The 26,397-nt window shown below is 58.9% G+C and carries 14 protein-coding genes and 1 pseudogene; 9 read left to right on the forward strand and 6 right to left on the reverse strand.

From position 1 onward, the window contains the following. The 6 genes and pseudogenes from ACIQ3A_RS07785 to ACIQ3A_RS07810 form a co-directional block, all read left to right on the forward strand. Positions 1-233, forward strand: a pseudogene (locus tag ACIQ3A_RS07785) (peptidase M20); the annotation flags it as partial. A 138-nt stretch (positions 234-371) separates the two neighbouring features. Next, positions 372-2,669, forward strand: coding sequence for an NADP-dependent malic enzyme (locus tag ACIQ3A_RS07790; RefSeq protein ID WP_396431177.1), 2,298 nt, complete (start codon positions 372-374; stop codon positions 2,667-2,669). A 192-nt stretch (positions 2,670-2,861) separates the two neighbouring features. Next, positions 2,862-3,896 (forward strand): ABC transporter substrate-binding protein, encoded by a 1,035-nt coding sequence (locus ACIQ3A_RS07795; RefSeq protein WP_396431178.1) that lies wholly within the window; start codon positions 2,862-2,864, stop codon positions 3,894-3,896. Between the two features lie 158 nt (positions 3,897-4,054). After that, positions 4,055-4,873: an ABC transporter ATP-binding protein gene (locus ACIQ3A_RS07800; RefSeq protein ID WP_396431179.1), complete on the forward strand. Its 819-nt coding sequence runs from the start codon at positions 4,055-4,057 to the stop codon at positions 4,871-4,873. Between the two features lie 13 nt (positions 4,874-4,886). Next, positions 4,887-5,654, forward strand: coding sequence for an ABC transporter permease (locus ACIQ3A_RS07805; RefSeq protein ID WP_396431180.1), 768 nt, complete (start codon positions 4,887-4,889; stop codon positions 5,652-5,654). A gap of 54 nt (positions 5,655-5,708) precedes the next feature. Further along, on the forward strand, positions 5,709-6,539 hold the full coding sequence (locus ACIQ3A_RS07810) for an urease accessory protein UreD (RefSeq protein ID WP_396431181.1): 831 nt from the start codon (positions 5,709-5,711) through the stop codon (positions 6,537-6,539). A 49-nt stretch (positions 6,540-6,588) separates the two neighbouring features. Here the strand turns inward: ACIQ3A_RS07810 and ACIQ3A_RS07815 are convergent, their stop codons facing one another. Together ACIQ3A_RS07815 and ACIQ3A_RS07820 are read right to left on the reverse strand one after the other, a co-directional pair. Next, positions 6,589-8,415 (reverse strand): ATP-binding protein, encoded by a 1,827-nt coding sequence (locus tag ACIQ3A_RS07815; RefSeq protein ID WP_396431182.1) that lies wholly within the window; start codon positions 8,413-8,415, stop codon positions 6,589-6,591. Then, the gene (locus ACIQ3A_RS07820; protein WP_396431183.1) at positions 8,415-9,077 is read right to left on the reverse strand and encodes a response regulator; all 663 of its coding nucleotides are present in this window, start codon (positions 9,075-9,077) and stop codon (positions 8,415-8,417) included. Before ACIQ3A_RS07820 ends, ACIQ3A_RS07815 begins: the two co-directional genes overlap by 1 nt. A gap of 203 nt (positions 9,078-9,280) precedes the next feature. Here ACIQ3A_RS07820 and ACIQ3A_RS07825 point away from each other — a divergent pair, with 203 nt between their 5' ends. From ACIQ3A_RS07825 to ACIQ3A_RS07835, 3 genes are read left to right on the forward strand one after another with little or no spacing between them, the layout of a single operon-like run. After that, the gene (locus ACIQ3A_RS07825) at positions 9,281-17,761 is read left to right on the forward strand and encodes a LamG-like jellyroll fold domain-containing protein (RefSeq protein WP_396431184.1); all 8,481 of its coding nucleotides are present in this window, start codon (positions 9,281-9,283) and stop codon (positions 17,759-17,761) included. After that, the gene (locus tag ACIQ3A_RS07830; RefSeq protein ID WP_396431185.1) at positions 17,762-19,048 is read left to right on the forward strand and encodes a TolC family protein; all 1,287 of its coding nucleotides are present in this window, start codon (positions 17,762-17,764) and stop codon (positions 19,046-19,048) included. Continuing rightward, entirely contained in the window at positions 19,045-22,353 is a 3,309-nt protein-coding gene (locus tag ACIQ3A_RS07835) for an ATP-binding cassette domain-containing protein (RefSeq protein ID WP_396431186.1), read from the forward strand. The genes ACIQ3A_RS07830 and ACIQ3A_RS07835 overlap by 4 nt, the downstream gene beginning before the upstream one ends. Before the next feature lie 103 nt (positions 22,354-22,456). On the opposite strand, the gene urtE is transcribed toward ACIQ3A_RS07835, so the two are convergent. The 4 genes from urtE to urtB form a co-directional block, all read right to left on the reverse strand. Next, positions 22,457-23,161: an urea ABC transporter ATP-binding subunit UrtE gene (gene urtE, locus ACIQ3A_RS07840; RefSeq protein ID WP_396431190.1), complete on the reverse strand. Its 705-nt coding sequence runs from the start codon at positions 23,159-23,161 to the stop codon at positions 22,457-22,459. 11 nt (positions 23,162-23,172) lie between these two features. Next, a complete protein-coding gene (urtD, locus tag ACIQ3A_RS07845; protein WP_396431187.1) occupies positions 23,173-24,048 on the reverse strand; it encodes an urea ABC transporter ATP-binding protein UrtD in 876 nt (291 codons plus the stop codon). Further along, positions 24,045-25,157, reverse strand: coding sequence for an urea ABC transporter permease subunit UrtC (gene urtC, locus ACIQ3A_RS07850; RefSeq protein WP_396431188.1), 1,113 nt, complete (start codon positions 25,155-25,157; stop codon positions 24,045-24,047). Before urtC ends, urtD begins: the two co-directional genes overlap by 4 nt. Before the next feature lie 2 nt (positions 25,158-25,159). After that, on the reverse strand, positions 25,160-26,397 hold a 1,238-nt coding region (urtB, locus tag ACIQ3A_RS07855; protein WP_396431189.1), incomplete at its 5' end, for an urea ABC transporter permease subunit UrtB.

A 26,397-nucleotide genomic window follows, 5' to 3' on the forward strand; every position in this document is an offset into this window, starting at 1 on the left:
TTCAGAAACACGGCCAACAGGTCTTTGGTGAAGCCATCCCGGCCCTGGGCACCCCGCTCTACACCGATGTGCGTCTGTACGTGGAACGTGGCATCCCGGGCGTGATCTACGGCGCAGGCCCCCGCACTGTGCGCGAGTCCAATGCCAAACGCGCCGACGAGCATGTGCAGCTGGAAGACCTGCGGCGCGCCACCAAAGTGGTGGCTCGCACGCTCCTTGATTTGCTGGCTTAAGCCCGTACAAGAACGAATTTATCCACAGCAAATGGTTGCAGCTGTTTGCAAGTATGGGTCGGTCAGTTTGATCTGATCAAAACGTAAAAAAATTCTACCCAAGAGGTCCGCCCTCTTTCAAACCTAAAGGTGGTTTAAATGCCCGACAATCTCTCCCCCGCCGAACAAGCCTTGCGCGACGCTGCCCGTGACTACCACCGCTTTCCCACACGCGGCAAGGTCTCGGTCAACCCAACCAAACCCCTGTCCAACCAGCGCGATCTGTCGCTGGCCTACTCGCCGGGTGTGGCTTATCCCTGCCTGGACATCGCTGCCGATCCGTCCAAAGCGCACGAATTCACCTCGCGCGGCAACCTGGTGGCCGTGATCACCAACGGCACGGCCGTGCTGGGGTTGGGCGACATTGGCCCCTTGGCGGCCAAGCCCGTCATGGAGGGCAAGGGCTGCTTGTTCAAGAAGTTCGCAGGCATCGATGTGTTCGACATCGAGCTGGCCGAGCGCGACCCGGACAAACTGGTCGAGATCATTGCGGCCATGGAGCCCACTTTGGGCGGCATCAACCTCGAAGACATCAAGGCGCCCGAGTGCTTTTACATCGAAAAGAAGCTGCGCGAGCGCATGAACATCCCGGTCTTTCACGACGACCAGCACGGCACCGCCATCATCGCGTCTGCGGCCATGCTCAACGGCCTGGAGCTGGTGGGCAAAGACATCGGCAGCATCAAGCTGGCCGTGTCGGGCGCCGGCGCTGCGGCCATTGCCTGCCTTGATGTGATGGTGGGTCTGGGCGTGAAGACCAGCAACATTTTTGTCTGCGACTCCAAGGGCGTGATCTACGAAGGCCGCCCCGGCGGTTACGACGAGTCCAAAGCCCGCTACGCCCAAAAGACCGAGGCCCGTTCTTTGGCCGATGCGGTCAACGGCGCCGACGTGTTCCTGGGCTGCTCGGCCCCCGGCGTGATGACGGTGGACATGCTCAAAACCATGGCGCGCGACCCGGTCATCTTGGCCCTGGCCAACCCCGAACCCGAAATCAGGCCCGAGCTGGCCAAGGCCGCCCGCCCGGACTGCATCATCGCCACAGGCCGCTCGGACTACCCGAACCAGGTCAACAACGTGCTGTGCTTCCCCTACATCTTTCGGGGCGCCCTGGACTGCGGTGCGACCAAGATCACCGAAGCCATGAAGCTGGCCTGCGTGCGCCAGATCGCCGATCTGGCCAAGGCCGACATCAGCGAAGAAGTGGCCAGCGCCTATGCGGGCAAAGAGTTGTCGTTTGGCCGGGACTACCTGATCCCCACCCCGTTCGACTCACGCCTGATTTTGCGCATCGCGCCCGCTGTGGCCCAGGCCGCGGCCGATTCAGGTGTGGCCACGCGGCCCATCACCGACATGGACGCCTACCGCCAGCAGCTGCAAAGCTTTGTCACGCAGACCGGCCTGCTGATGCGCCCCATCTTCAACGCCGCCAAAGCCGTTCCCCAAAACGCCAAGCGCGTGGCCTATGCCGACGGCGAAGACGAGCGCGCCTTGCGTGCCGCCCAGATGGCCATCGATGAAAAATTGGCCCACCCGATCCTGATCGGCCGACCCAACGTCATTACAGCCCGCATCGAAAAAGCCGGTCTGCGCATGCGCCTGGGGGTGGATGTGGACAACGTCAACCCCGAAGAAGACGCCCGCTTTCGCCAGTACTGGGAGCACTACCACCAGCTCATGAAACGCGATGGCGCCACACCGGCCGTGGCCAAGGCGGCCGTGCGCCGCTCCAACACCATCATTGGTTCACTCATGGTTTCGTTGGGCGATGCCGACGCCATGATCTGCGGCCTGGCAGGCACCTACACGACCCACCTGGAACGCATCGACAGCATTTTGGGCAAGCGCACTGGCGTGGCCAATTACGCTGCTGTCAACGCCATCATGACCAACCAGGGGCCGCTCTTCATCACCGACACCTATGTCAACGAAGAGCCCAGCGCCGAGCAGCTGGCCGAGATCGCTTACATGGCGGCGCAAGAAGTGCAGCGCTTTGGCATCGTGCCCAAAGTGGCCTTCCTCTCGCATTCGAGCTACGGCTCGTCCAAGCGCGCATCGGCCCGCAAGATGCGCCTGGCGCGCGACCTGTTTGTGGCGCAACACCCCGACATCGAGTGCGATGGCGAGCTGCATGGCGATGCGGCTTTGCAACCCGACATCCGAAGCGCTTACCTGGAAGACGGCTCGCTCACCGGCGCGGCCAACCTGCTGGTCTGCCCGAACCTGGACGCGGCCAACATTCTCTACAACGTCATGAAAACCACCACCAGTGGCGGTGTGACCGTGGGCCCCATCCTGATGGGGGCCGCCCACACCGCGCACATCCTGACCCCTGCGGCCACGGTGCGCCGGGTGCTGAACATGACCGCCCTGGCGGTTGCGCAAGCTCACCATTAAAGTGTCTTGGCGCTGCCCTTTGCGGGGCGGCCACCTAAAACGCCTCATTTTGGTGCATTTGGCAGCCGCTTTGGGCACCCGAATCGGGCGGTTCTAGGGGATGTACCTGACACCGGCGCCCCAAAGCATGCTGGATAATGGCACCGATTTTGCTAGACAAGATTCACCGTTTATCTGACCCTGGAGCCCCCTATGAACAAGCGTTTCTTACTCAAGGCCACCGCCGTGCTGGCCGCTGTTGCTGCATTTGGCACTGCCCAAGCCCAAACCACGCCCATCAAATTCCAGATGGACTGGCGCTTTGAAGGCCCTGCTGCTTTCTTCCTCGTGCCAGTGGCGCAGGGTTATTTCAAGGACGCCAAACTCGACGTGACCGTCGACTCTGGCAACGGTTCGGGGGGTGCGGTCACGCGTGTGGCCTCAGGCACCTACGACCTGGGCTTTGCCGACCTGGCTGCCCTGATGGAATTCCACGCCAACAACCCCGACGCACCGAACAAGCCTGTGGCCATCATGATGGTCTACAACAACACGCCGGCTTCGGTCATGGCGCTCAAGAAATCGGGCATCAAGACCCCGGCAGATCTGGCGGGCAAAAAGCTGGGGGCACCGGTGTTTGACGCTGGTCGCCGCGCCTTCCCGATTTTCCAGAAAGCCAACGACATCGGCAACGTGGCCTGGACCGCAATGGACCCACCCCTGCGTGAAACCATGCTGGTGCGCGGCGATGTCGATGCCATCACCGGCTTCACCTTCACCTCGCTGCTCAACATCGAAGCCCGTGGCGTGAAAGCCGAAGACGTGGTGGTCATGCAGTACCCCGACTTTGGCGTCAAGCTCTATGGCAACGCGATCATCGCCTCGCCCAAAATCCTGAAAGAAAATCCCGCAGCTGTGAAAGCGTTCCTGAGCGCCTTCACCAAAGGTGCTAAGGACGTGATCGCCAACCCGGCCAAAGCCATTGAATCGGTCAAGGCCCGCGACGGCATCATCAACACCGCACTCGAAACACGCCGACTGCAACTGGCCATCGACACCGTGATCAACAGCCCATCGGCCCGTGCCGAAGGCTTTGGCCAGATCAACGGTCCGCGCATGACGCTGATGGCCTCACAAGTGTCCGATGCCTTCAACACCAAGACCCGCGTCAAGTCCGAAGACATCTGGAACGGTTCGTTCTTGCCTTCGGCCAAAGAGCTGGACATCTTGCCCAAGCCCAAGAAGTAACTCACCCAGCTGACCCGCACGACCTGTGTGCGGGTCAGTCTGTTTGACCGAGGCCCTTGCGGGCCTGCAAATGGCCCACTCCAACGCACCCAGCGTCAGTGGGCTTTTGCAAAGCGCAAGCTGTATACACTTTCGAACACCATTTCAAAGTTCACACCATGTCCCAAGACGCATTCGTTGATTTCCAGAATGTCTGGCTCGCCTACAACGAGGAGTTGCTGGCGGAAAACCACTTTGCAGTGGAAGACATCAACCTGCAGGTCAAGCAAGGCGAATTCATCGCCATCGTCGGGCCTTCGGGCTGCGGCAAGTCGACCTTCATGAAGCTGACCACCGGCCTCAAAATGCCCAGCAAAGGCCGCATCCTGGTGGACGGCCAGCCCGTCACCGGCCCGCTCAAGATCAGCGGCATGGCGTTTCAGGCATCCTCACTTTTGCCATGGCGCACCACGCTCGACAACGTCTTGCTGCCCCTCGAAATCGTCGAGCCCTACCGCTCCAATTTCAAGAAAAAAAAGGCCGAGTACGCTGAGCGCGCCCGCAAATTGCTCAACACGGTGGGCCTTGGCGGCTACGAAGACAAGTTCCCCTGGCAACTCTCGGGCGGCATGCAGCAACGCGCCAGCATTTGCCGCGCCTTGATCCACGAACCCAAAATGTTGCTGCTCGACGAGCCTTTTGGCGCTCTCGACGCCTTCACGCGCGAAGAACTCTGGTGCATCCTGCGCGACCTCTGGACCGAGCAAAAGTTCAACGTCATCCTGGTCACCCACGACCTGCGCGAATCGGTGTTTCTGGCCGACACGGTGTATGTGATGAGCAAAAGCCCAGGCCGCTTTGTGGTGAAAAAAGAGATCGACCTGCCGCGCCCGCGCGACCTGGAGATCACCTACACCCCCGAGTTCACCAACATCGTGCACGAGCTGCGCGGCCACATCGGTGCCATGCGCAAGACCGGTGCAGCCATCAACCAATAAGTGGGAGACCCTCATGAACAAAAAATCCCTGGAAAATTGGTCCCCCTGGATCTTGCTGGTGCTGAGTATCCTGATCTGGGAAGGCCTGTGCCGTGCCTTCAATGTCTCGGAATTCATCTTCCCCAGCCCTTGGCGCATCGCGCAGCAAACCATCGAATACCGCGACGTGATCGCCGGCCATGCCTGGCGCACCTACTGGGTCACCATGGTGGGTTTTGGCATCGCCATCGTGGTGGGGGTGTTGCTGGGCTTTGTGATCGGCAGCTCGCGCCTGGCCTATGCCGCCGTGTACCCGCTGATGACGGCTTTCAACGCCCTGCCCAAAGCCGCCTTCGTGCCGATTTTGGTGGTGTGGTTTGGCATCGGCATCGGCCCCGCCATCCTCACGGCTTTTCTCATCAGCTTTTTCCCGATCATGGTGAACATTGCCACCGGTCTGGCCACACTCGAGCCCGAGCTGGAAGACGTGCTGCGCGTGCTGGGTGCCAAACGCTGGGACGTGCTGATCAAAGTCGGCCTGCCCCGCTCCATGCCTTACTTTTATGGCTCGCTCAAAGTGGCGATCACCCTGGCCTTTGTGGGCACCACGGTGTCCGAGATGACCGCCTCCAACGAAGGCATCGGCTACCTCTTGATCTCGGCTGGCTCGGCCATGCAAATGGGCCTGGCGTTTTCGGGCCTGGTGGTGGTCGGGGCCATGGCCATGATCATGTACGAACTGTTCAGTGCCATTGAAAAGCACACCACCGGCTGGGCACACCGCAGCTCGCAAGGCGAGTGAAGCGCGTGCACAGCGTGGCGTGATGCAGGTGGCCCCGTCAAAGGCAAGGAAGTCATGACTTGGCTGGCCCGCCTGCATTTGGACTACACGCTCGAAGCCGAGCGCAGCGTGGCCCGCTATCTGCACCAAGGCCCGCTGCGCATTTTGCAAAGCCTCTACCCGGAAGGCGATGCAGTCTGCCACAACGTGGTGGTGCACCCCCCCAGCGGCTTGGTGGGTGGCGACACCCTGGACATGCAGGTCACCGTAGGCGCGGGTGCCCATGGCCTGGTGACCACGCCCGGCGCCACCCGCTTTTACCGATCAGATGCCGGCCTGGCCACGCAGCAAGTGCATGCGCGGGTAGAGGCAGGCGCCCGGCTGGAATGGCTGCCGCTGGAAGCGATTGCCTACAACCAGTGCGATGCCCTCAACCGCGCCGTGTTTGAGCTGGCCCCTGGGGCCGAGATGATGGCTTGGGACATCACGGCACTGGGGCTGCCAGCGGCCGATCTGCCTTTCGTGCAAGGCACGTTCCGCCAGCACATGGCGGTTTCAGGCGTGTGGCTGGAGCGCGGCATGATCCACGCCACCGACACCCGCTTGATGGACAGCCCGCTGGGCCTGGCGGGTCACCGCTGCCTGGCCACGCTGGTGTTTGCTGCCGGCAGCGCCCTGACGCCCGAGCGCAGCGAACGCGCCCTGGCCTGCGCCCGCGAATTGCTGGAAGCCTCGCCCCTGCGCTTACAAGCCGGTGCTACATCACCACACCCACAAGTGATCGTGGTGCGCGTGTTGTCGCCGGTCACAGAGCCTGCGATGCAACTGCTGCGCCAGGTATGGGCCGCTTGGCGCGAAGCGATGTGGGCTTTGCCTGGTACCTTGCCCCGGCTCTGGAACCTCTGAAGGGGTGCACAGTCGCCCAAAACGCGCTAGCCCATCGCTGGGCACAAGCTCAATGGGGCAGCGGCACCAGCAACTGAACCAAGGTGCCAGGTTGGCTGCTGGAGAAAGACAGATTGCTGCTGGACACGCTGAGCGTGCCACCCACGGCACGCGCGCGGGCCATCATGTTTTTTTGACCGCGCCCACGCACGGGCTGCCCGAGGATACCCACACCATCGTCTGCCACCGAAACCGTCAACTGCCCACCCACTTGGTCATAGGTGAAGTCAAGGTGGATGTTGGTGGCCTTGGCGTGCTTGAGCGCGTTGTTCAATGCTTCCTGCACCAGCCGCAAGATTTGCAGCACCGCCTTTGGCGACACTTCAGGCGCCTGCTCAACCTGCAGATTCCAGTGCAATTTAAGGGGGGTTCCTGCCAGCCTTTGCTGCGTCCTGAAACGGAAATCCACCAGTGCATTCGGCAGGTAGTTGTCGCTGTTGCCCAGTGTGTCCACCAGCAGATAAAGGTCACCAATGCTCTCTTCCAGCAAGCGCCCCAAACTCTCTTGTGACATCTGGTTTTGCTCGACCATCATTTTGGCAATGACCAACTGTGAGCCAAAACCATCGTGCATGTCTTGCAGCATGTGTTGACGCTCTTGCGTTCTTGAGCGGTCAATTTCCGTGTTGAGCAAACGGTCATGCAGCGCATTGAGTTCATCCGTGCGCTCGGCAACCCGCAACTCCAGCTCAGCGCTCTGGTTTTGTGACCGAGTCAAGGCGATAGCCAACAAGGCCAACAACAAGCCGCCAAACATGAACAACACACCGCTGTACGAATAGGGAATGAAATACATGCCGACAAAAGCAGAATCGCCCGTGAACCGCAACCAGTCAAAGCTGCTGGCCACCGTGATCAAGCTCATCATGATGCTGGCAAAGATGTGCTTGACCTGGCGCGTTTTCCAGGTCCAGTAAAACATGAGCGCAGGCATGAGCATGACCGTCAGCAACAGCGGCATGTAAAGCACCGTCACCCACAAACGGTTGTTGTCCGACAAACCAATCAGGGCCACAGACAGCACGGTGTAAGCCAGCACACCCCACTGAATCCGGGGCGTGATCTTTTCAAAAAATGAAACGAACATCAAGATCAACAAGTGACCCGATGCAAACCGGCTGGCAAACGCAATCCAGCTGAACAGCTCCGAATCGATGGGTGGTCGGCTCATGAAGACGCTGGTGTTCGCCACGGCATTGACTATGCTTGTCAGGCCAAACCACAGAAATACCGAATCCTTGCGCAACACGACACCCACGACCAAAGCCATCACGCCCAGCAAGCCAGACAACCAGGTCAGCCCGGTCACCAAGTCCACTTGCAGCCAGTAGCGCCATTGATAAAACTTGCTCTCCAGCGCATGGATATCCCCCACCCTGACCGATGACAAGCCGTTGCTCTGGCGCCCGTTGGCGTAAATCTCGAACCGAAGCTCGTTTTGCCCAAGCTTCCAGAAGGTGGTGGGTGTCGTGAACAAGTAAGGGCGGTGCAAACAACGCACTTCTTGGAGTTGACCGCGTTCGCAGGCACCAAACAGTTGGCCGTTTACATACACGTTGCCAGACAAGGACATTTTGGGCACATAAACACCCAGAGGTTGTTCGGGCAAAGAGGCCAGATCCAACAGCAGCGTGTAACTGACCAAACTGCCCTCTGGCTCAAAGTCTGCGGGCGCCAGCATGTGCGGCAAGCTCACCGTTTTTTCGGGGCCAAGGCCCTTCATGCGGGCCTGTTTGATCTCGGTATAGGCTTGTGCCAACTGCGCCGCCTGCACCCAGCCCGTGAACAGCAGGCCCATGGCCATGACCACCCAAAGCAACAAGCGTTTGAAATACATCAGAACTTCAACAATCCGGAGGATTGCGCTTTGGTGATGGCTTGGCGCTGGTTGGAAACCTCCAGCTTGCGGTACATGTTGCGAATGTGCGTTTGCACCGTCGACAGAGAGATATTCATGACATCCGCGCAGGTGGCATAGCTGCAACCTTTGGCAATGAACTGCAGCAGCTCCAACTCGCGGGGCGAGAGGTTCAGGCTGTTTGTCAGGGTGGTGGCATTGGGCGCGCCCGCCAGGCGAAACAAATGCCTGGCCAATGCGGGGCTCACAGGGTACTGGCCTTGCAAAACCAGTTCAATCGAGTGGCCCAGCGCCGCCTCGGTATCGCCTTTGAGCAAATACCCACTGGCCCCTGCACGAATGGCCGATAAAAAAGTTTCTTCGGCCGTGAAAGCCGTCGTCACCAAAATCGGCAACTCGGCAAACCGCAGGCGCGCCGCAGCGATCACCTCAATGCCCGTGATGTCGGGCAAGCCAATGTCGATCAGGGCCAACTTGAACTGGGCATGCGGCTGCGACAAAGCATCCAGGGCACTGGCACCGTCCTGGAAGGCCTGAATTTCCCAGTCCCCCGCCATCTTGGCAAAGACACGTGCAAACGTCTCCTGAAAAACCAGATCGTCTTCAACCAGCAAGACTTTTGAGATGGGTTGGGAGGGCACAGAGGCTACTTTTAATTTGGCAAATTTTTCAACTTACTCATATTGTTGATGATTTTCAATACTTTGCAAATCACATTGGAATGTGACTACCAATACTAAAAATAAATAACAAATATTAAAAAATACCTTTTTAATGCGATTTTCAATGCACTCAAGCCCTCCTAAAGTGTCCGGCGTTAGCAATGCGCACTTCAGGACTTCACATGGCCAAAAATCTGTCGCCCACACCCTCTTCTGACATCCATCAAGCGCCTGAGGTGGGCATGAACAAGTCATCGGCGGGAGCCATGCCTGATCCAAGGGCTGACCGCACAACAGGTACTCCGCCCATGCCCACTGACAAAGGGCAACAAGGCTTGAAGTCGGGTGCCGTGAATGCCCGGCAGGCCCGAAAAAAATCCGGTCTGCTGAATGACTCAGATGATTCCCTTGACGTCATTCAAGACAGCCCACCGCCCAACGCAGTGCTGGGTGCTGACAGGGTTGAGACCGAAGTTGGCACAGAATTTATTGATGCATCAAGCTCACTGGAGTCGGCCAAGCTGGAGGCCAGTGGCGCCGAACTTTCGGCCTATGGTTCGCAACAGGCCTCCGCCTTTGGTGAACCCCTGGTGTTGGCGCAGGCCATGGTTGACGCGCCCACAGCGGCCACGCTGTCCAGTGCCTCGGCCAGCTCCAGTGCCGCAGCGGCAACCTCTGCATCGTCCATCGGTGCGGGCGGATTCATGGTATTGGCAGGGGTGATCGTGGCGGCCAGTCGGGCTATGGCAACCCATCATGCACCGACCACACAACCGATCGAAACGCCAAGCTCAACCCCATTGAGCCTCGTGGTGCAAGACGGCTACCTGGACGGTGCCGAGGTTTGGGTGGACATGAACGACAACGGCGTGATCGACGCTTTGATCGATTACAAATTCGGCATATCCGTCAATGGCAAGGTCGACGGCAGTTTGACTGAGGCGCAAAAGTTGCACGCCCTCATCACCACGGGCGGCACCGACATCAGCACCGGGCTGGCCTTTCAGGGCAGCTACAGTGCCACAGCCGGCAGCACGGTCGTCAACCCTTTGACCAGCTTGGTGCAGTCGATGGTGCAGTCGAGCATGGGGTCCACCGCCGGCATGACCGATGCTCAAAAGCTGGCCAGAATCTCCGAGGTCAAAGCTTCGGCTTTGGCCGCAGTCAACTCAGCCCTTGGCTTGCCTCTTAATGCAGACCTGACCCGCATCGACACCATCAGCACCGCCACAGCATTGACGGGTGATGCGGCCAGCGGCATCAGCCTGGAGCAGGCTCTGGTGATCAACAGCAAAGCCTTGATGTTGGCTAATTTGATGACCATGGGCGCCGCCGCACTTCAAGGCGCGAGCACATCTTCGGGAGGGGTGCCCTCCATGTCCACATTTTCAAATTTCATTGTCCAAGGCATTGTCGACGCCATCAACACAGCGGCTGCAAGCGGTGAAACAGTGGCCTTGGGCGACAGCGACAGCCTGACCGCGATATTGACCAGTGCCAGCACGGCAGCGGCAACGGCAGCCACGGCGGCCGGTGGTTCATTTGCCATGGACAGCACCAAACTCTCAGCGGCCACTGCAGCGATGGCGACTTCGGTCGCATCGACCAACAGCCTGATCACGACCCTGACCGGCAATGCGATCACGGCCAATGCCATCACCTCTGGCTCGGCCACAGGTGCCTTAACGCAAATGCTGGCAGCCCAAAAAACCGTGCTGAGCCAGTTGGACGAACTGCAAACCAACGACGTTCGCGTCCTCAATACTTTCAAAGATGTCCCCACTGTATTTATTGCATCGCAAAGTGCCGAAAACACCACCGGTTTGAAGCTGGGCACCCAAGCTGTCACTGCACCCACCGTGGTGGCCGACACAGTGGCAGCCACAGTTTCAAGAGTCACGGTTGAACCTGAACGTGTGGGCGACCTGGCTCAGTTTGTGGTGGAGATGTCAGAAGGCCTGTTTGTTAAATTTTCAGGTGATGCCAAACCCACCATCGCCATTCAGAACACTGCCAACAGCACCGCCATTGCGGTGTTTGACCCGGGTGCATCAACGGGCAATAAGCTGGTATTTACCTACCGGGTGCAAGCAGGCGACACCCAACTGGGCATTGCCACTGGCACCATGATCACCTTGCTTGGTACCAGTGCCATAAAGGATTTGGGGGGCAACAGCGCCGACCGAAGGCTGGACAGCGGGTTGGCAGAATTCAAGTCCGCCGAAGTGATCGGGCAGGTGCCCGTAGACAAGTCAGTCTTGACCATATCCTCACCAGACCTGGCAACGGCCATTGATGAAAACACCGCAGCCAATACGCAGGTCTACACCGCCACCTCTGCCCAGCAGGGCGTTACTTTTACCCTGAACCAAGCCGCTGCCGCGCTGGGTGATTCACGCACCATCACTCAAACCAGCGCAATCCGCGTGACCGACACTTTGGCCGCAGGCGTCACACTCACCCGCGGCACCACCGGGCCGATGTTCTCCAGCACCCTGGAAGATGGCTCCCCCAGCATCGAGTGGAACAGCGACGGATGGGCCCACTTGGGTAACGTGGCTGGGAGGACCTACACCAGTTTTGCCAATGCACTGAACAACAAGGTGGGGGATTACATCCTCCCGGCCGAACTGGTGATCCACGACCGGGTGAACGACACCTACTACAAAGTCGATTTCACGCAGTACCAGGGTGGCGGGAACGGCGGCGCGTTTTCTTACCAACGCAGCCAGATCACGCTGAGCGCAGAAAACAACTTCGACATCAACGACCAAGGCGAAGTCGTCCTAACGGTCAGCCCCGATTACGAGACCCGCAGCGCCTATGAGTTCACGGTGCTTGCAACTGATGGGGAAGGAAATACGGTCCAAAAAACGGTCACCCTTCCCATCAACAACCTGGACGAAACAGCGCCCGTCATCACCTCCGGCAACACGGCCCGCACTCTGGTGGTGGACACCGGCGCAAACCAGGTGGTCTACACCGTCAAGGCAGACGATTCGGGGGACAGCAGCACCGGAGCCGTGACCTACAGCCTGGCCGCGCCCCCCCAGGCCGTGCTGGGCGACGCCGTCGAAGTCAACCTGCCCAGAAAATCCTTTTACCGGGGTATGGACTACACCGATGTCATCGCACCTGGCGTGGGTTTTAGCCGAGGAATTAAAAACCCAGGATTTGCGGTAACGCTCGAGTGGAATACCGACGGTTGGGACAACCTGGGCCAGGTGGCGCAGCGCGCGTATGACATTGAAATACCCAATAACTTCGATGCATTGGTCATGCACGATATTTTTGCGGACCGTTATTACAAGCTCGACTTCAATGCGCAAGACGGTGGTTACATTCGCACCGAAATTTTGGCCAATGGCACTCTCGGCAACCCCGTTACCATCTCTGCGGAAACCTTGACCACTAACGGCGATGCCATATCTGAGGTTCTGAAGCTGCAGTTAGAGACCTATGCGAACACCTACACCTACCAGTCTTCAGGCAGCACTGACGCATTGACCTTCGTTTGGGGCGAAGGCAACGTTCTCGACTCAAACGTCAGCGATCGGGTGATGGTCCACTTTCAAGGTCGACTGACCATTGACGACCCTGATGGCACGGGTCTGGCGCAAGCGCTTGCTTTCCAGCTTGATAGTGACGACAGACTTTACATACAGTTTGCAAAATCCAACGGCCAGTATTTGGGCTCACCCCTGGACGGGTCCAACTACACCAACACCGCGACGCTGACCGCCGGACAGACCTATTGGGTCGATATCTGGTACCAGGAGAATACAGGGGCTGCCAACTTATTCGTTGGTTTACCCGCCAATGCAAAATGGGCAGGCGCACTGCATTACGATACTTTCGCTGTGAACGTGGGTTCGTCTGGGCAATGGGTAGCACCCTGGTCGTCCTCGAACCTCAAATCCATTGCGGATGAAGCAATACCCGGCGACACCTTTACGTTGGTCGGCTCTGATCCCAATTCCATGCACGTCAGGCCCACAGTGGAATGGAACGCTGACGGTTGGGCCGATTTGTCCGATTTGAAAGATGTCAAAACCCGAGTTTTTGACGCCGAAGTGAATGGCAACACCGCCACCACCACCGACTGGGTCATGCACGACACCGTGAGCAACACCTACTACACCGTAAATTTCAGCAAATGGTCAATGGGTGGGTATGACTTGGAAGTTATTGGCGGTAACGGCGGCTTTGCTTACACGCGCCAGCAGATTGATTTGTCAGGCACAACCCCAGCCCTGGGTGAGGCTGTGGCAGTTTATGTGCGTGACGGCATGGACGCCCCGGTGGACGCATTTGACAGCGGCGCCGAGCTCACCCGCTTCTATGCGCAACCCCTGCAAGGTGTACAGACCGTCGAGTGGAATGCCGACGGCTGGGGCGATGATTTGACGGATGTAGCCACTCGCAACTACACCACCAACATGGCCCTTGCGGTGATGCTCGACCCAGACAACTACGACAGTCTGGGTGATGTGATGTTGGACCGGGAGTGGCTGATGCACGACCTGGTGAACGACACCTACTACAAGATTCAGTTTGATGACTGGTATAACTATTACGATGGCGCCGGCTTTGCCTACACGCGCAGCCAGATCGACGTGCAGACCGGGGAATTGTTGAACACCGTCGAGTTCACCAAGTCGGCAGAAACGCCGTTCGACCGGGTCGATGACGGCGTGGTGATTTCTCGTGGCATGAAGCGCCCTCTCAACAGCAGTGGCGTGGAGTGGAATGGTGATGGCTGGAGCGACCTGGAAGACGTCGATTCGCGCGACTTTTATACCAATCTTGCCGACGCTAAGTCCAACGGAACTTGGACCGACAACGAGTTCGTCATGCACGACCTGCTCAGCGACCGTTATTACAAAATCGATCTGACCTCCTGGCCGAGTTACAGCGGTGGCATGGATGAAAAATACAGCGGTGGCGCGGTGAGTTATGTGCGTTCGGAAATCATCAAGCAATATGAGACCGACTCGACCATTGGCGACTTCGCCATCGACCCCGTCACCGGCGATGTGCGCCTGCTGGCAGACCCCTTGCCTGCAAACTCGCCCTACCCTTTCATCGTGGTCGCGACCGATGCGGCGGGCAACGTATCTAGGCAAGAAGTGGCCCTGGTGGTGCAACCCGACTACGCCCCTGTTTTTGATACAACCGGACTGGTGGCTTACTGGAAGATGGACGAAGGCACGGGCACCGTGGCCCAAGACAGTGGGCCCAACGGTCTGGATGCCAATTTAATGTCAGGCGCCTCTTGGGCCAACAATGGCGCCCCGGGTTTAGCCACTGATTCATCGGTCTCTTTGAATAACGATTATCTGCAAGTAGCCGACAGTCAGCTGTTCAACCTGAGCAGCGGGTTCACCATCAGCGCCTGGGTCAAGCCTTCTGACGTCTACGACAACGTCATCATTGATCGGGGTCAATACAACTTTTTGCTTTCGATTGGTCCCAATGGAAACCCAGGCTTGGGTTTTTCCAATAAATACGATTGGTTTTACAGCAAAACCGCCATCAAAGTAAATGAATGGGTCCACGTGGCTGTGAGTTGGGACCCGGATATTCGCGCTATCAAACTTTATAAAGATGGCGCCCTAACGGACACTTTTACCAACATTCAACCGCTGGACTTCAGCGTTAAGGGCGATCTCAATATTGGTCGCCAGAACCCTTCTTACCCCTACGAGCATGAAATGAACGGCCAACTCGATGAGGTGGCTATTTTCGACCGGGCTTTAGGTGCGTCAGAAATCAGCAGCTTGATGCAGGAGGGTTTGCAATCAGGTGCCGTGGCATTCGCCGACCACGGCGAGGGCGTCGCCTACCAGGCTGTAGCCACCGACGCCAATGCGGGCACCGTGCTCACCTACGGGCTGCTTAACAGCGCCGATGCCGCTTTGTTCACCATCGACACCACCACCGGCGCGGTGCGCTTTAATGTAGCGCCTGATATGTCTGATCCCCTGGACGCTGGCGGTAACAACATTTACAACATCACCATCACTGCAAGCGACGGCGTCAATAAGCCCACCGAACTCGCAGTGTCCATTGAGGTGCTGGTGCCGCCAAGCATTGCGGAAAAGGCCTCTTCAGACTTTACAGAAAATGAGACTGGCGTGGTCTTCACCGCGGAAGCCGTGGCCAGCTACCTGACTTATTCCCTGGCCGGCGCCGATGCCGCACTCTTTGCAATAGACGCGGGCACGGGTGAATTGCGCTTTGTGAACGCCCCCGACTTTGAGAAGCCGCTCGACGCAGGAAAAAACAACGTGTACGACGTGTCGGTGGTCGCCAACACCTACAACCTGCAAGCGAGCCAACAGGTGAGCGTCAGTATTTTGAGTGTGTATGAAGCTCCGGTGATAGCGAGTGCTTCATCCGCTCAAACAGCAGAAAACAACACCGGCACGGTTTACACCGCGCACACCACGGCTGAGGCCGGCAGCACGCTCACCTACGCCTTGGGCGGCGCCGATGCAACCCTGTTCAGCATCAATAAAGACAGCGGGGCGGTGGCCTTTTTGGCTGCGCCCAACTACGAAGACCCACTTGATGATGATGGGAACAACCAGTACGAGCTGACGGTCACGGCCGACGATGGCACGACGGCTTCAAAGCCGCAGTCGGTGGTCATTGCGGTGACCAATGTGATCGAGCCATCGGCCGTTAACGTGACTGTGTCAGCGGACACAGTCGCCGAGGGCAATGCCGCCAACCTGGTCTATACATTCACACGCAGTGGCGATATCGATCGTGCGCTGACGGTCAACATTGGCATGGGTGGTACGGCAACGGCTGAGGACTATGCCTCCAATGGACCGCTCGCGAAAAGCTGGAGCCGTCTGGGCGGCGGCTCAGGCGGCGATTATTTATATTCGATCGCGGCAACAGCTGATGGCGGCTTGTACACAGTGGGGACAGCAAGATATTACAACAGCAGCAACCCCCTTAAGTCGGCCGATAGCGTAGCGTTGACACCACTTGGCGAAGCAGACGTATTTATCCGAAAATATGGTTCAGATGGGTCCCAACAGTGGACCCGCCTCTATGGCGCAGCCAAGGATGACGCGGCCACATCAGTGGTCGTTGGATCGGATGGTTCCGCTTACGTTGCCGGCTACGGCAATGGATCCAATGGGTCCAACAGCACCTTCATCGTCAAATATTCGGCTGTTGGGGTGCTTGACAACACATGGGAATTGACCGGTTTATTTCCATCTAACTGGGTAAGCCGTTCACTGGCTCTGGCTCCAGATGAAGCCACACTTTTTGTTGGGGGCTGGTTTGACCGTAATGGAAGAGAGTCCTACATCACTAAAGTGACCCTGAGCCCAGAAGGAACACCTGGTACGCCAGAGACATTCACTTTGCCTAACCGGGCTGCGGCTGCCATTGCAGCCGCTAGTGATGGTTCCGTTTATCTCACCGGATTTACCGATTACAGCATCGATGATCAAAAAAACGCCGGTCGTGCTGATGCGTTTGTCAGCAAGCTCGATTCTGCTGGCCAGGAAGTTTGGTCCCGTCTCATTGGTGATGGGCAAGATAACTTCGGGACTTCGGTGCTGGTTGGCCCCGATGGTTCCGTTTATGTGGCGGGCGGTTCGTACTCAAGCATCTTTGTTAGCAAATTCAATTCTGACGGCCTCAAATTGTGGGAGCAAAGCATTGCCAATGGAAGGGGGGCCGACAGCTCAAATTATCCTTGCTCATTGGCGATGGGATCGGATGGATGGATCTACCTCTCAGGTATCGCAACCCAAGCCATCGGTAATCAAGTCGCCCTGGGTCAGAACGATGCATTCCTCAGTCAAATCAATCCTGACAATGGCGATGTAGCCTGGAGCCGAATCGTTGGCGGCGCGGGTGACGATCGGGCCAGGGCAATTGCCGCAGGCCCAGACGGCGAAATTTACATCGGTGGCTCTACTTATGATTCTTACGATAATCTGAAAGAATTAGGAGGTGGAGACGGCTTCGTGACTAAATTTTCGCCACCGTCTCTTCCCACTGTCACCTTTGCCCCCGGCAGCACCACCGCAACCCTGGCCCTCAAGGCCACTGCAGACGAATTGACTGAGGGCAATGAAACAGTGACGGTAACGGTGCTTGCGGGCCGAGGCTACGATGTGGGGTCGACCTTTGTTGCCACTGGTACCATTGAAGACGTCATCGACCTAGGCAAATACGGCAATTTGATTGCGCCGGTTGAGGTCGGATCGGACATGTACTATTACTGGGATCGTAGCGGTGATGGGACTGCAAACGCGGCAGATTTTGTTCCCAACCATGACTTCCTAGACTCGCTGTTCATTTACGCGAGCGATTTTGTTACCGCCAATCCTTCGGTCGACACGACCGACGTTTATCGCTTCGCAAGTATTGAAGGCTTGACCCTCGCCCTGCCGAGCCTGCAGGAGTTTCAGGCCATTGAGGCAGGCACGAACGGACTGCCTTTGGGATGGTTTGAAGAATATTACTGGACTGCCACACCCGGCCAGCAAAGCTTCCAACACGCGTCCTATTCGCCGGCTAGAAATGAAATTCAGCCCGAGGATCCTGATACATTGTCCATGGCAGTTGCCATCCGGGTGATCACTCAGACCAACTATGACATGAACGTCACTTCGCAAGTTTTGTAAATGACCGCAAGCCTGCAAGCTGCCTGCCGCCAGCTGCTTTTTGTCTGCATGGCCTGCGCCCCTTGGTGGGGCCAGGCGCAAGCCCAGACGCTGGAGGCGTTGATCCAGGACACACTCGCCACCCACCCGGCCACCCAAAGCCAGCGTGCGCAGGTGGCCTCGGCCACGGCCGGGGTGGACAGTGCGCGCTGGCAGTTTTACCCCACGCCCTCGGTGGCTTTGGAAAACGCCGCCACCCGCTCCTCCGACCCGCTTTATCAGGGCGACAAACGGGTGACCACCTTGCGCCTGCAGCAGCCGCTCTACACCGGTGGGCGCCTGAGCGCGGGCGCCGACAAGGCCCAGGCCAGTCTGGACCAAAGCCAAGCCGCCCTTGATGAGACGCGCCTGCAATTGGGCTTGCGTGTGGTGCAGGCTTATGGCGACTGGCTGGCCGCACACCTTAAAACACAGGCCAGCCAAAAGAGCGAACTTACCCATGCCCGGCTGCGCGACCAGGTGCAAAGACGCATTGACGAAGGGGTCTCCGCCGACAGCGACTTGGTGTTGGCGCTGGCGCGCCTGGATGCCATCCGCGCCGATGTGACAGCAGCACGCACCCAGGGCGACATGGCCTTGGCCCGTCTGGGCCAGTTGCTGGGCCGCCCCGTTGCACAGGCCTCACTGGTGCCCAGCTTGGCCCTTCCCCGCCCGGTGCAGGCGCAGGCCGCAGCGCTGATGGCGCAAGCCCTGCAACTGAGTGCTGCCTTGCAAAAAGCGCAGGCGCAGGTTCGGGTGCAAGAGGCCACCGTGGTTGAGCGCCAGGCCGACTTGTCGCCCGAGGTTTATTTGCGCGCCGAGCGCCAGTACGGCAATTTCAACTTTGCCAATGGCGCACCAGAAAACCGTTTGTTTGTAGGGGTGAGCAGCCGCTTTGGTGCAGGCCTTTCGGGCTTGTCCAATGTGGCTGCGGCGCGCGGCCAGCTTGAGGCTGCTGTGGCCGAGGTGCAGGTGCAAACGCGCGTGATCAATGAACAAGTGCTCGCTGACCATGCTTTGGCTTTGTCTTCAGAGCAACGCCTGGCCTCGGTGCGGGCGTCCTTGCGCTCGGCGCAATCGGTGTCCGAGTCCTACGACCGCCAGTTTCTGGCGGGCCGCAAAACTTGGCTGGACGTGATGAACGCCGCACGCGAGTTGGCGCAAACCGAGACCCTGATCGCCGACTTGCTATCCGCCCAGGTGGTGGCCAGTTGGCGCTTGAGCTTTTACACCCGCGGCATTGAGGCCGTGACCCAGGGCAACCCATGAATTCTCCCGAGATGAACCACTTGTTGCCTTGTCTGGCGCGCCTGGCGCAGTTGCAGCACGAGAGCGTGGACAGGCTGGCGCTGCAAGAAGCTGCCCAGGCCGCCATGCTGTCGCCCAAGGCTTTGGGCGCGCCGCAGCTTCAGCTCAAAACAGTCACCCAACACCTGCAGGTGGCAGCACCGCGCTGGCTGAACGGGCCCGATGCGGCCAAGATGCCCGCGCTGGTGCACGCCCAAGACGGTGACCAGGGACGGGGCCAGTGGGGTGTGCTGCGCGGACAAAACGCGCAGGGCCAGTGGATCAGCGATTGGTGGGATGCGGCCAACAACCGATGGAACGAGTGCGCCGACGCCCAACTGGACCGCCACGCCATTGCCACCCTGCGACTGACCCGGCCCTACTCGGCCAGCAACAGCCCCTTGTACCAACTGATTCGCCATGAGTTGTTCAGCCACGGCAGCCTCATGCGCGATGCGCTGGTGGGGGGCATGATGATCAGTGTGTTGGCCTTGGTGACCTCGTTTTACAGCATGCAAGTCTATGACCGGGTGATCCCCACAGCGGCATCTCAAACCCTGCTGGTGCTGACGCTGGGGGTGTTGGGTGCGATTGCGTTTGAGTGGCTGGCCAAGCGCGTGCGCAGCCGCTTGTACGATCGCCTGATTGACGCGGTGGACCAGCGTCTGTCGCGCACGGTGTACCTGCGCTTTTTGGCGGTGCGCCTTGACCAATTGCCGCAAAGCGTGGGCGCCCTGTCTGCCCAAATGCGCGGCTATGAGACCGTGCGCGGCTTCTTCACTTCGGCCACCTCCAGCTTGCTGGTGGACGCGCCGTTTGCGCTGCTTTTTCTGGGGGTGATGGCGCTGATCGGGGGCTGGCTGGCGGCCATTCCGCTGGCATTTTTTGCAGCATGCCTGGTGGTGGGCATCTATTACCGCAAGCAAGTCGACACCTTGGCCACCCAATCGAATACCGCCAGCAACAAAAAAACCGGCCTGCTGGTGGAGACCATCGAGGGCGCAGAGAGCATCAAGTCCGGCCAGGGTGGCTGGCGCATGTTGTCGCGCTGGATGAAGACCACCGACGATGCCCGCGACAGCGACTTGCAAATGCGCAACGTCAGCGAACATGCGCAGCACCTGGCCGGTGCGATGCAGCAGGTGTCGTACACCTTGCTGGTGGCCGCAGGCGCCTTGCTGGTCAGCCGCGGCGAGCTGACGCTGGGCAGCCTGATCGCCTGCTCCATCCTGTCGGGGCGGGTGCTGAACCCGGTGTCGATGATTCCGGGCCAGCTGGTGCAATGGGCACACGCCAAAGCAGCACTGCAAGGGCTGGACCGTTTGTGGGCCTTGCAAGACGACCACCACGGCCAAGAGGCGCCGATTGTGCTGGCCCAAATCAAGGGCGCCTACCGCTTTGAGGGGGTGGTGGCCCACTACGGTGGCAAAAAAGCGCTGTCGGTACCCAACCTGGTGATTCGGCCGGGCGAAAAAATCGGGGTGCTCGGCCCCGTTGGCGCGGGCAAGACCACGCTGCTACGCCTGCTGTCGGGCATGTACAAGCCGCAAGAGGGACGCATTTTGTTGGACGACGTGGACATTGCCCACCTGTCCAAACCGCTGCTGGCCGAGAGCCTGGGTTATGTGCAGCAAGACGGGCGACTGTTTTCTGGCAGCTTGCGCGACAACCTGATATTGGGACAACTGGACCCCGGCGATGAGGTGATTTTGCAGGCCGCACGCGACACCGGCTTGTTACCAACGGTCATCGCCAACCACCCCAAGGGCTTGCAGCAAGAGATTTTTGAGGGCGGCACCGGCCTGTCAGGCGGGCAGCGCCAACTGGTGAACCTGACACGGGCCTTCTTGCGCCAGCCGCGCATCTGGTTGCTGGACGAACCCACCGCTTCTATGGACCGGGGCCTGGAGCAACAGGTGACACAAGCACTCAAGGCCGCCATTGGCAACGCCGACACGTTGGTGCTGGTGACGCACAAGGCCGAGATGTTTGACCTGGTGGACCGCCTGATCGTGGTGGCAAACCATCAAGTGGTGATGGACGGGCCCAAGGCACAGGTGCTGCAAAAACTGCAATCGCCGCCAGCGCCCCAAGCTGGGCCACAGCAAAACCCACAGCCCAGACCACAGCCCGCAGAGCAGCGTGGCTTCATGTCCCTGACGATGTTGTTGTTGTGCGCCATGGTGGCCTTCTTGCTGTGGGCCACCTTGTTTGAAATTGAGCAGACTGTGCGTGCCCAGGGCCAGATCATTCCGACGGCGCGCACCCAGGTGATCCAGTCGGCCGATGGCGGCGTGCTGGAAAAGCTGTTGGTCGAAGAAGGCCAAAGCGTCAAGGCCGGCCAAGAACTGGCGGTGATGGAGCGCGAGCGCTCAGTGGCTGGCTTTGAAGAAAGCCGCGCCAAAGAAGCAGCACTGACCACTGCCTTGGCACGCGCACAGGCTGAAGCCAAAGAGATGGCACCGGTGTACCCGCCATCGCTGCGGGCCTACCCGAAGATTGTGGCGGTCCAGCAATCGCTTTATGAGCAGCGCAAGCGCAGCCTGGACGATGAATTGGCCAGCCAGCAACTGGCGCTGGACATGGCGCGCGAGGAGTTACGCATGAACGAGGCGCTGCTCAAAAACGGTGACACCAGCCGCCTGGAGGTGATGCGGGCCAAGCGCCAGACCGTGGACATTGAAGGCAAGATGAACGCCACGCGCAACAAATACCTGCAAGACGCCCGCGCCGAGGCCAGCAAATTGGCCGAAGACCTGGCGGCCAATGCCTTCAAACTTGATGAACGCCAAAGCGTGCTGGGCCACACGGTACTGACCGCCCCGATCGCCGGCGTGGTGAAGTACCTGAAGGTGACCACCATTGGCGGCGTGCTGCGCGCGGGTGACGAGATGATGCAGATCTCGCCCACCGAGGGCGGCTTGGTGTTCGAGGTGAAGATCAACCCGGTCGACATCGGGCAGTTGCAGTTGGGCTTGCCGGTGACCATCAAGCTCGACGCTTTTGACTATTCGGTCTATGGCAGCCTGGACGGCAACTTGGTGTACCTGAGCTCGGACACGCTGGTCGAGCAAGGCGCCAATGGCCAAAGCAGCAGCTACTACCGCGCCCACGTGAAGCTCGACGCGGACAAGGCCCTCAGCCACCCCAACCCGATGCTGGCCGCGGTGGTGTTCAAGCCGGGCATGACCGCCACAGTGGACATTCAAACTGGGCGCCGCTCGGTGCTCAAGTACCTGGCCAAGCCGATCTACAAAGCCTTTGGCGGGGCCATGAACGAGCGGTGAAAACGGTGAATTGAGCGGCTAAAGGCCCATCGCGGTCAGAGACCGCTCATTTAAAAAAATCACCTCTTCGACTTGAGCCTCTCACCTGGAGGGTCCAAAAACCTCAAATAGCCACCAGCTGCTGAATGTTCTTTTCTTTCATCTCGCTGCCAGGGCCTTGGGCGATCACTTCACCGCGTTCCATCACCAGGTACTGGTCAGCCAGCTCTTGCGCAAAGTCGTAGTACTGCTCGCACAGCAAAATGCCCATGCGCTGGCCTTGCAGGCCCACATCGGCCAACTGGCGAATCACGCGACCGATGTCCTTGATGATGCTGGGTTGAATGCCTTCGGTCGGTTCGTCCAGAATCAGCAAGCGCGGCTTGGCGGCCAGGGCGCGGGCAATCGCCAGTTGTTGCTGCTGCCCCCCTGACAGGTCGCCACCCCGACGCTGCAGCATTTGCTTAAGCACGGGGAACAACTCGAACAACTCGGGCGGGATGGGCGTGCCACCGGGCTGGGTGGCCAGGCCCATGCGCAGGTTGTCTTCAACCGTCAAGCGAGCAAATATTTCTCGGCCCTGGGGCACATAGCCGATACCGGCGGCTGCCCGCTCATAGGGTTTGACATGCGTCAGGTCTTGCCCGTTCAGGCGCACACCACCACTCTTGATGGGCACCAGGCCCATGAGTGATTTCAGCAAGGTGGTTTTACCCACCCCATTGCGACCCAGCAACACCGTGACCTGGCCTTGTGTAGCGCTCAGGCTCACATCGCGAAGAATATGAGAGCCGCCGTAATACTGATGGATGTTGTTGCCTTCAAGCATGGCCATGTCTTTCAACGTCCCAAATAAACTTCGATCACACGCTCGTTGGCTTGCACCTGGTCGAGCGTGCCCTGGGCCAAAACCGAACCCTCACACAACACGGTGACGGTGTCTGAGATGGCGCGAATAAAGCCCATGTCGTGCTCCACCACCATCAGCGAATGCTTGCCCTTGAGGTTCAAAAACAACTCGGCTGTGCATTCGGTCTCAAAGTCGGTCATGCCTGCAACGGGTTCGTCCAGCAAAAGCAATTTCGGGTCTTGCATGAGCAGCATGCCGATCTCAAGCCATTGCTTTTGACCATGGCTGAGCGTGCCCGCCTGCGCCCGAACACTGTCGGCCAGATGGATGGTGTGCAACACTTCTGCCAGGCGATCGCTTTGGCGTGAGTCGAGCTTGAAAACCATCGAGGCTTTCACGCCCTTGGGGGTCTTCAAAGCGAGTTCAAGGTTTTCAAAAACGCTCAAGTTTTCGAAGACTGTTGGCTTTTGAAACTTGCGGCCAATGCCCAACTGGGCAATCTGTGGCTCGTTGTGGCGCAGCAAGTCAATGGTGCTGCCAAAGAAAACACTGCCCTCGTCAGGCCGGGTCTTGCCGGTGATGATGTCCATCATCGTGGTCTTGCCCGCGCCGTTCGGCCCGATGATGCAGCGCAACTCACCCGGTGCAATGTCGAGCGACAGCTTGTTGATCGCCTTGAAACCGTCAAAGCTCACGCTCACGTCTTCCAGATACAAAATGCGGCCGTGGGTCAAATCCACTGCGTTGGCGTCTTGCAGCACCCGGCCGTAACCGGCGGCGCGCCCACCAGAGGCGGTGTCTTCCACACGTTTTTGAGCAGATTGGGCGACGCGTTGCGCGCCTTGCTGGAGCAGATCGGGCGTCATGCGGCACCCCCGAATTTGCTTTTTAATTTGGCCCACAGACCAATCACGCCGTTGGGCAGGTACAAGGTCACCACAATGAACAAGCCCCCCAAAAAGTAAAGCCAAAATTCAGGCGCTGTGACCGTCAGCCAGCTCTTGGCACCATTGACCAAAAAAGCCCCCACGATCGGGCCGACCAAGGTGCCACGGCCACCCACTGCCGCCCAGACCGCCATCTCGATCGAGTTGGCCGCGCTCATCTCGCCCGGGTTGATGATGCCCACTTGCGGCACATACAAAGCCCCTGCAATGCCGCACATCACGGCCGAAATGACCCAGATGCTCAGCTTGTAGGGCAGCGGCGAGTAGCCCGAAAACATGACCCGCGTTTCAGCATCGCGAATCGCCATCAAGACGCGGCCGTATTTGCTGCCCACCAGCCAGCGCGAGAACAGGAAAAAACCCAACAAAGTCACACCGGTCATCACAAACAGCGTCATGCGCATATTGGGTGTGGCAATCGGCAAGTCCAGGATGCGCTTGAAGTCAGTGAAGCCGTTGTTGCCACCAAAGCCGGTTTCATTGCGAAAGAACAGCAACATGGCCGCAAAGGTCAAGGCCTGGGTGATGATGGAAAAATAAACCCCCTTGATGCGCGATCGAAAGGCGAAATAACCAAACACTCCCGCCACCACACCAGGCACCAACACCACCAGGATCAGCGTGGCGATAAAACTGCCCGACAGCATCCAATGCCAGGGCAGTTCTTTCCAGTCGAGGAACACCATGAAGTCGGGCAGCTCGCTTTTGTAGTTGCCGTCTTGCCCAATCTGGCGCATGAGGTACATGCCCATGACGTAGCCCCCCAGCGCAAAAAACAGGCCATGGCCCAGCGACAAAATGCCGGTGTAGCCCCAGATCAAGTCGATGGCCAGGGCGCAGATGGCGTAGCACATGATCTTGCCGACCAGCGACACCGCAAAGTCGCTCAGGTGCAAGGGGTTGCCAGCAGGCACCCACAGGTTGAGCACCGGTGCCAAAAAGCCCACGGCGATCAAGGCCAACAAAAAAATGGTCCAGGCTTTTCGCCCCAACAAAGGCGCATGAGAAGGTAGCTCAAAATGTTTCATGGTCATGCCTCTGCACTGCGACCCTTCATCGCGAAGATGCCTTGCGGGCGCTTCTGGATGAAGACAATGATGAACACCAGCACACAAATTTTGGCCAGCACAGCGCCAGTCCAACCTTCCAGCAGTTTGTTGGCCAAGCCCAGGCCCAGCGCCGCGTACACGGTGCCGGCCAATTGGCCCACACCCCCCAGTACCACCACCATGAACGAGTCCACGATGTAGCTTTGCCCCAGATCGGGGCCGACGTTGCCGACCTGACTGAGCGCACACCCCGCCAAGCCCGCAATGCCCGAACCCAAGGCAAAAGCGTAGGTGTCAATGCGTGCGGTGTTGACGCCCATGCACGAGGCCATGGGCCGGTTTTGCGTGACCCCGCGCACAAACAGACCCAAGCGTGTTTTGCCGATCAACAAGGCCATGCCCAGCAACACCACGGAGGCAAACACGATGATCAGCACACGGTTCCAGGGCAGCTGCAAGTTGGGCAGCAGTTGCAGTGAACCGCTCATCCAAGAGGGGTTTTCAACGCCCACGTTTTGCGCCCCAAACAAACTGCGCACAGCTTGCATCAGCACCAGACTGATGCCCCAAGTCGCCAGCAGGGTTTCCAGAGGACGGCCATACAGGTGTTTGATGACGGTGCGCTCCATGACCGCACCCACCAGCGCAGCGGCCAGAAAAGAAAACGGAATGGCCACGGCGAGGTACGCGTCAAACGCACCAGGCAAGTGATCACGGAAGAAAGCCTGCACCACATAGGTGGCGTAAGCGCCGATCATCATCAGCTCACCATGGGCCATGTTGATCACACCCATCAAGCCGTAGGTGATGGCCAGGCCCAACGCCACCAGCAACAAGATAGACCCCAAACTGGCCCCGGTGAACAAGGTGCCCAGGCGCTCACCCCAGCGCAAGCTGTCCTGCACGGTGGCCAGGGAGGTCTGAATCTGTTTTTTGACGGAAGGCTCTTGCTCGTCAGCCAGTCGCTGGTTCAGCAAGAGCAGGGTTTCTGGTTGTTGGCTATCGGCCAATTCTCGGGCGGCCAACAAGCGGTCATTCGGGACATCGCTGGTCAGCAGGGCCGCTGCGCGAGCCTGACGCACCAAGCCCTGCACGGTGGCATCTTGTTCTGCCGCCAGAGCCCTGTCCAGCAGGGGCTTACGGCTGGCATCTGGCTCCTTCAGCAGCGACAAGGCCGCTTGCCTGCGCACTTTCACATCGGGGCTGAAAAGTTTCAAAG

Origin of the sequence: Limnohabitans sp. (genome assembly GCF_044361985.1) — a bacterium.
Taxonomy (GTDB): Bacteria; Pseudomonadota; Gammaproteobacteria; order Burkholderiales; family Burkholderiaceae_C; genus Limnohabitans_A.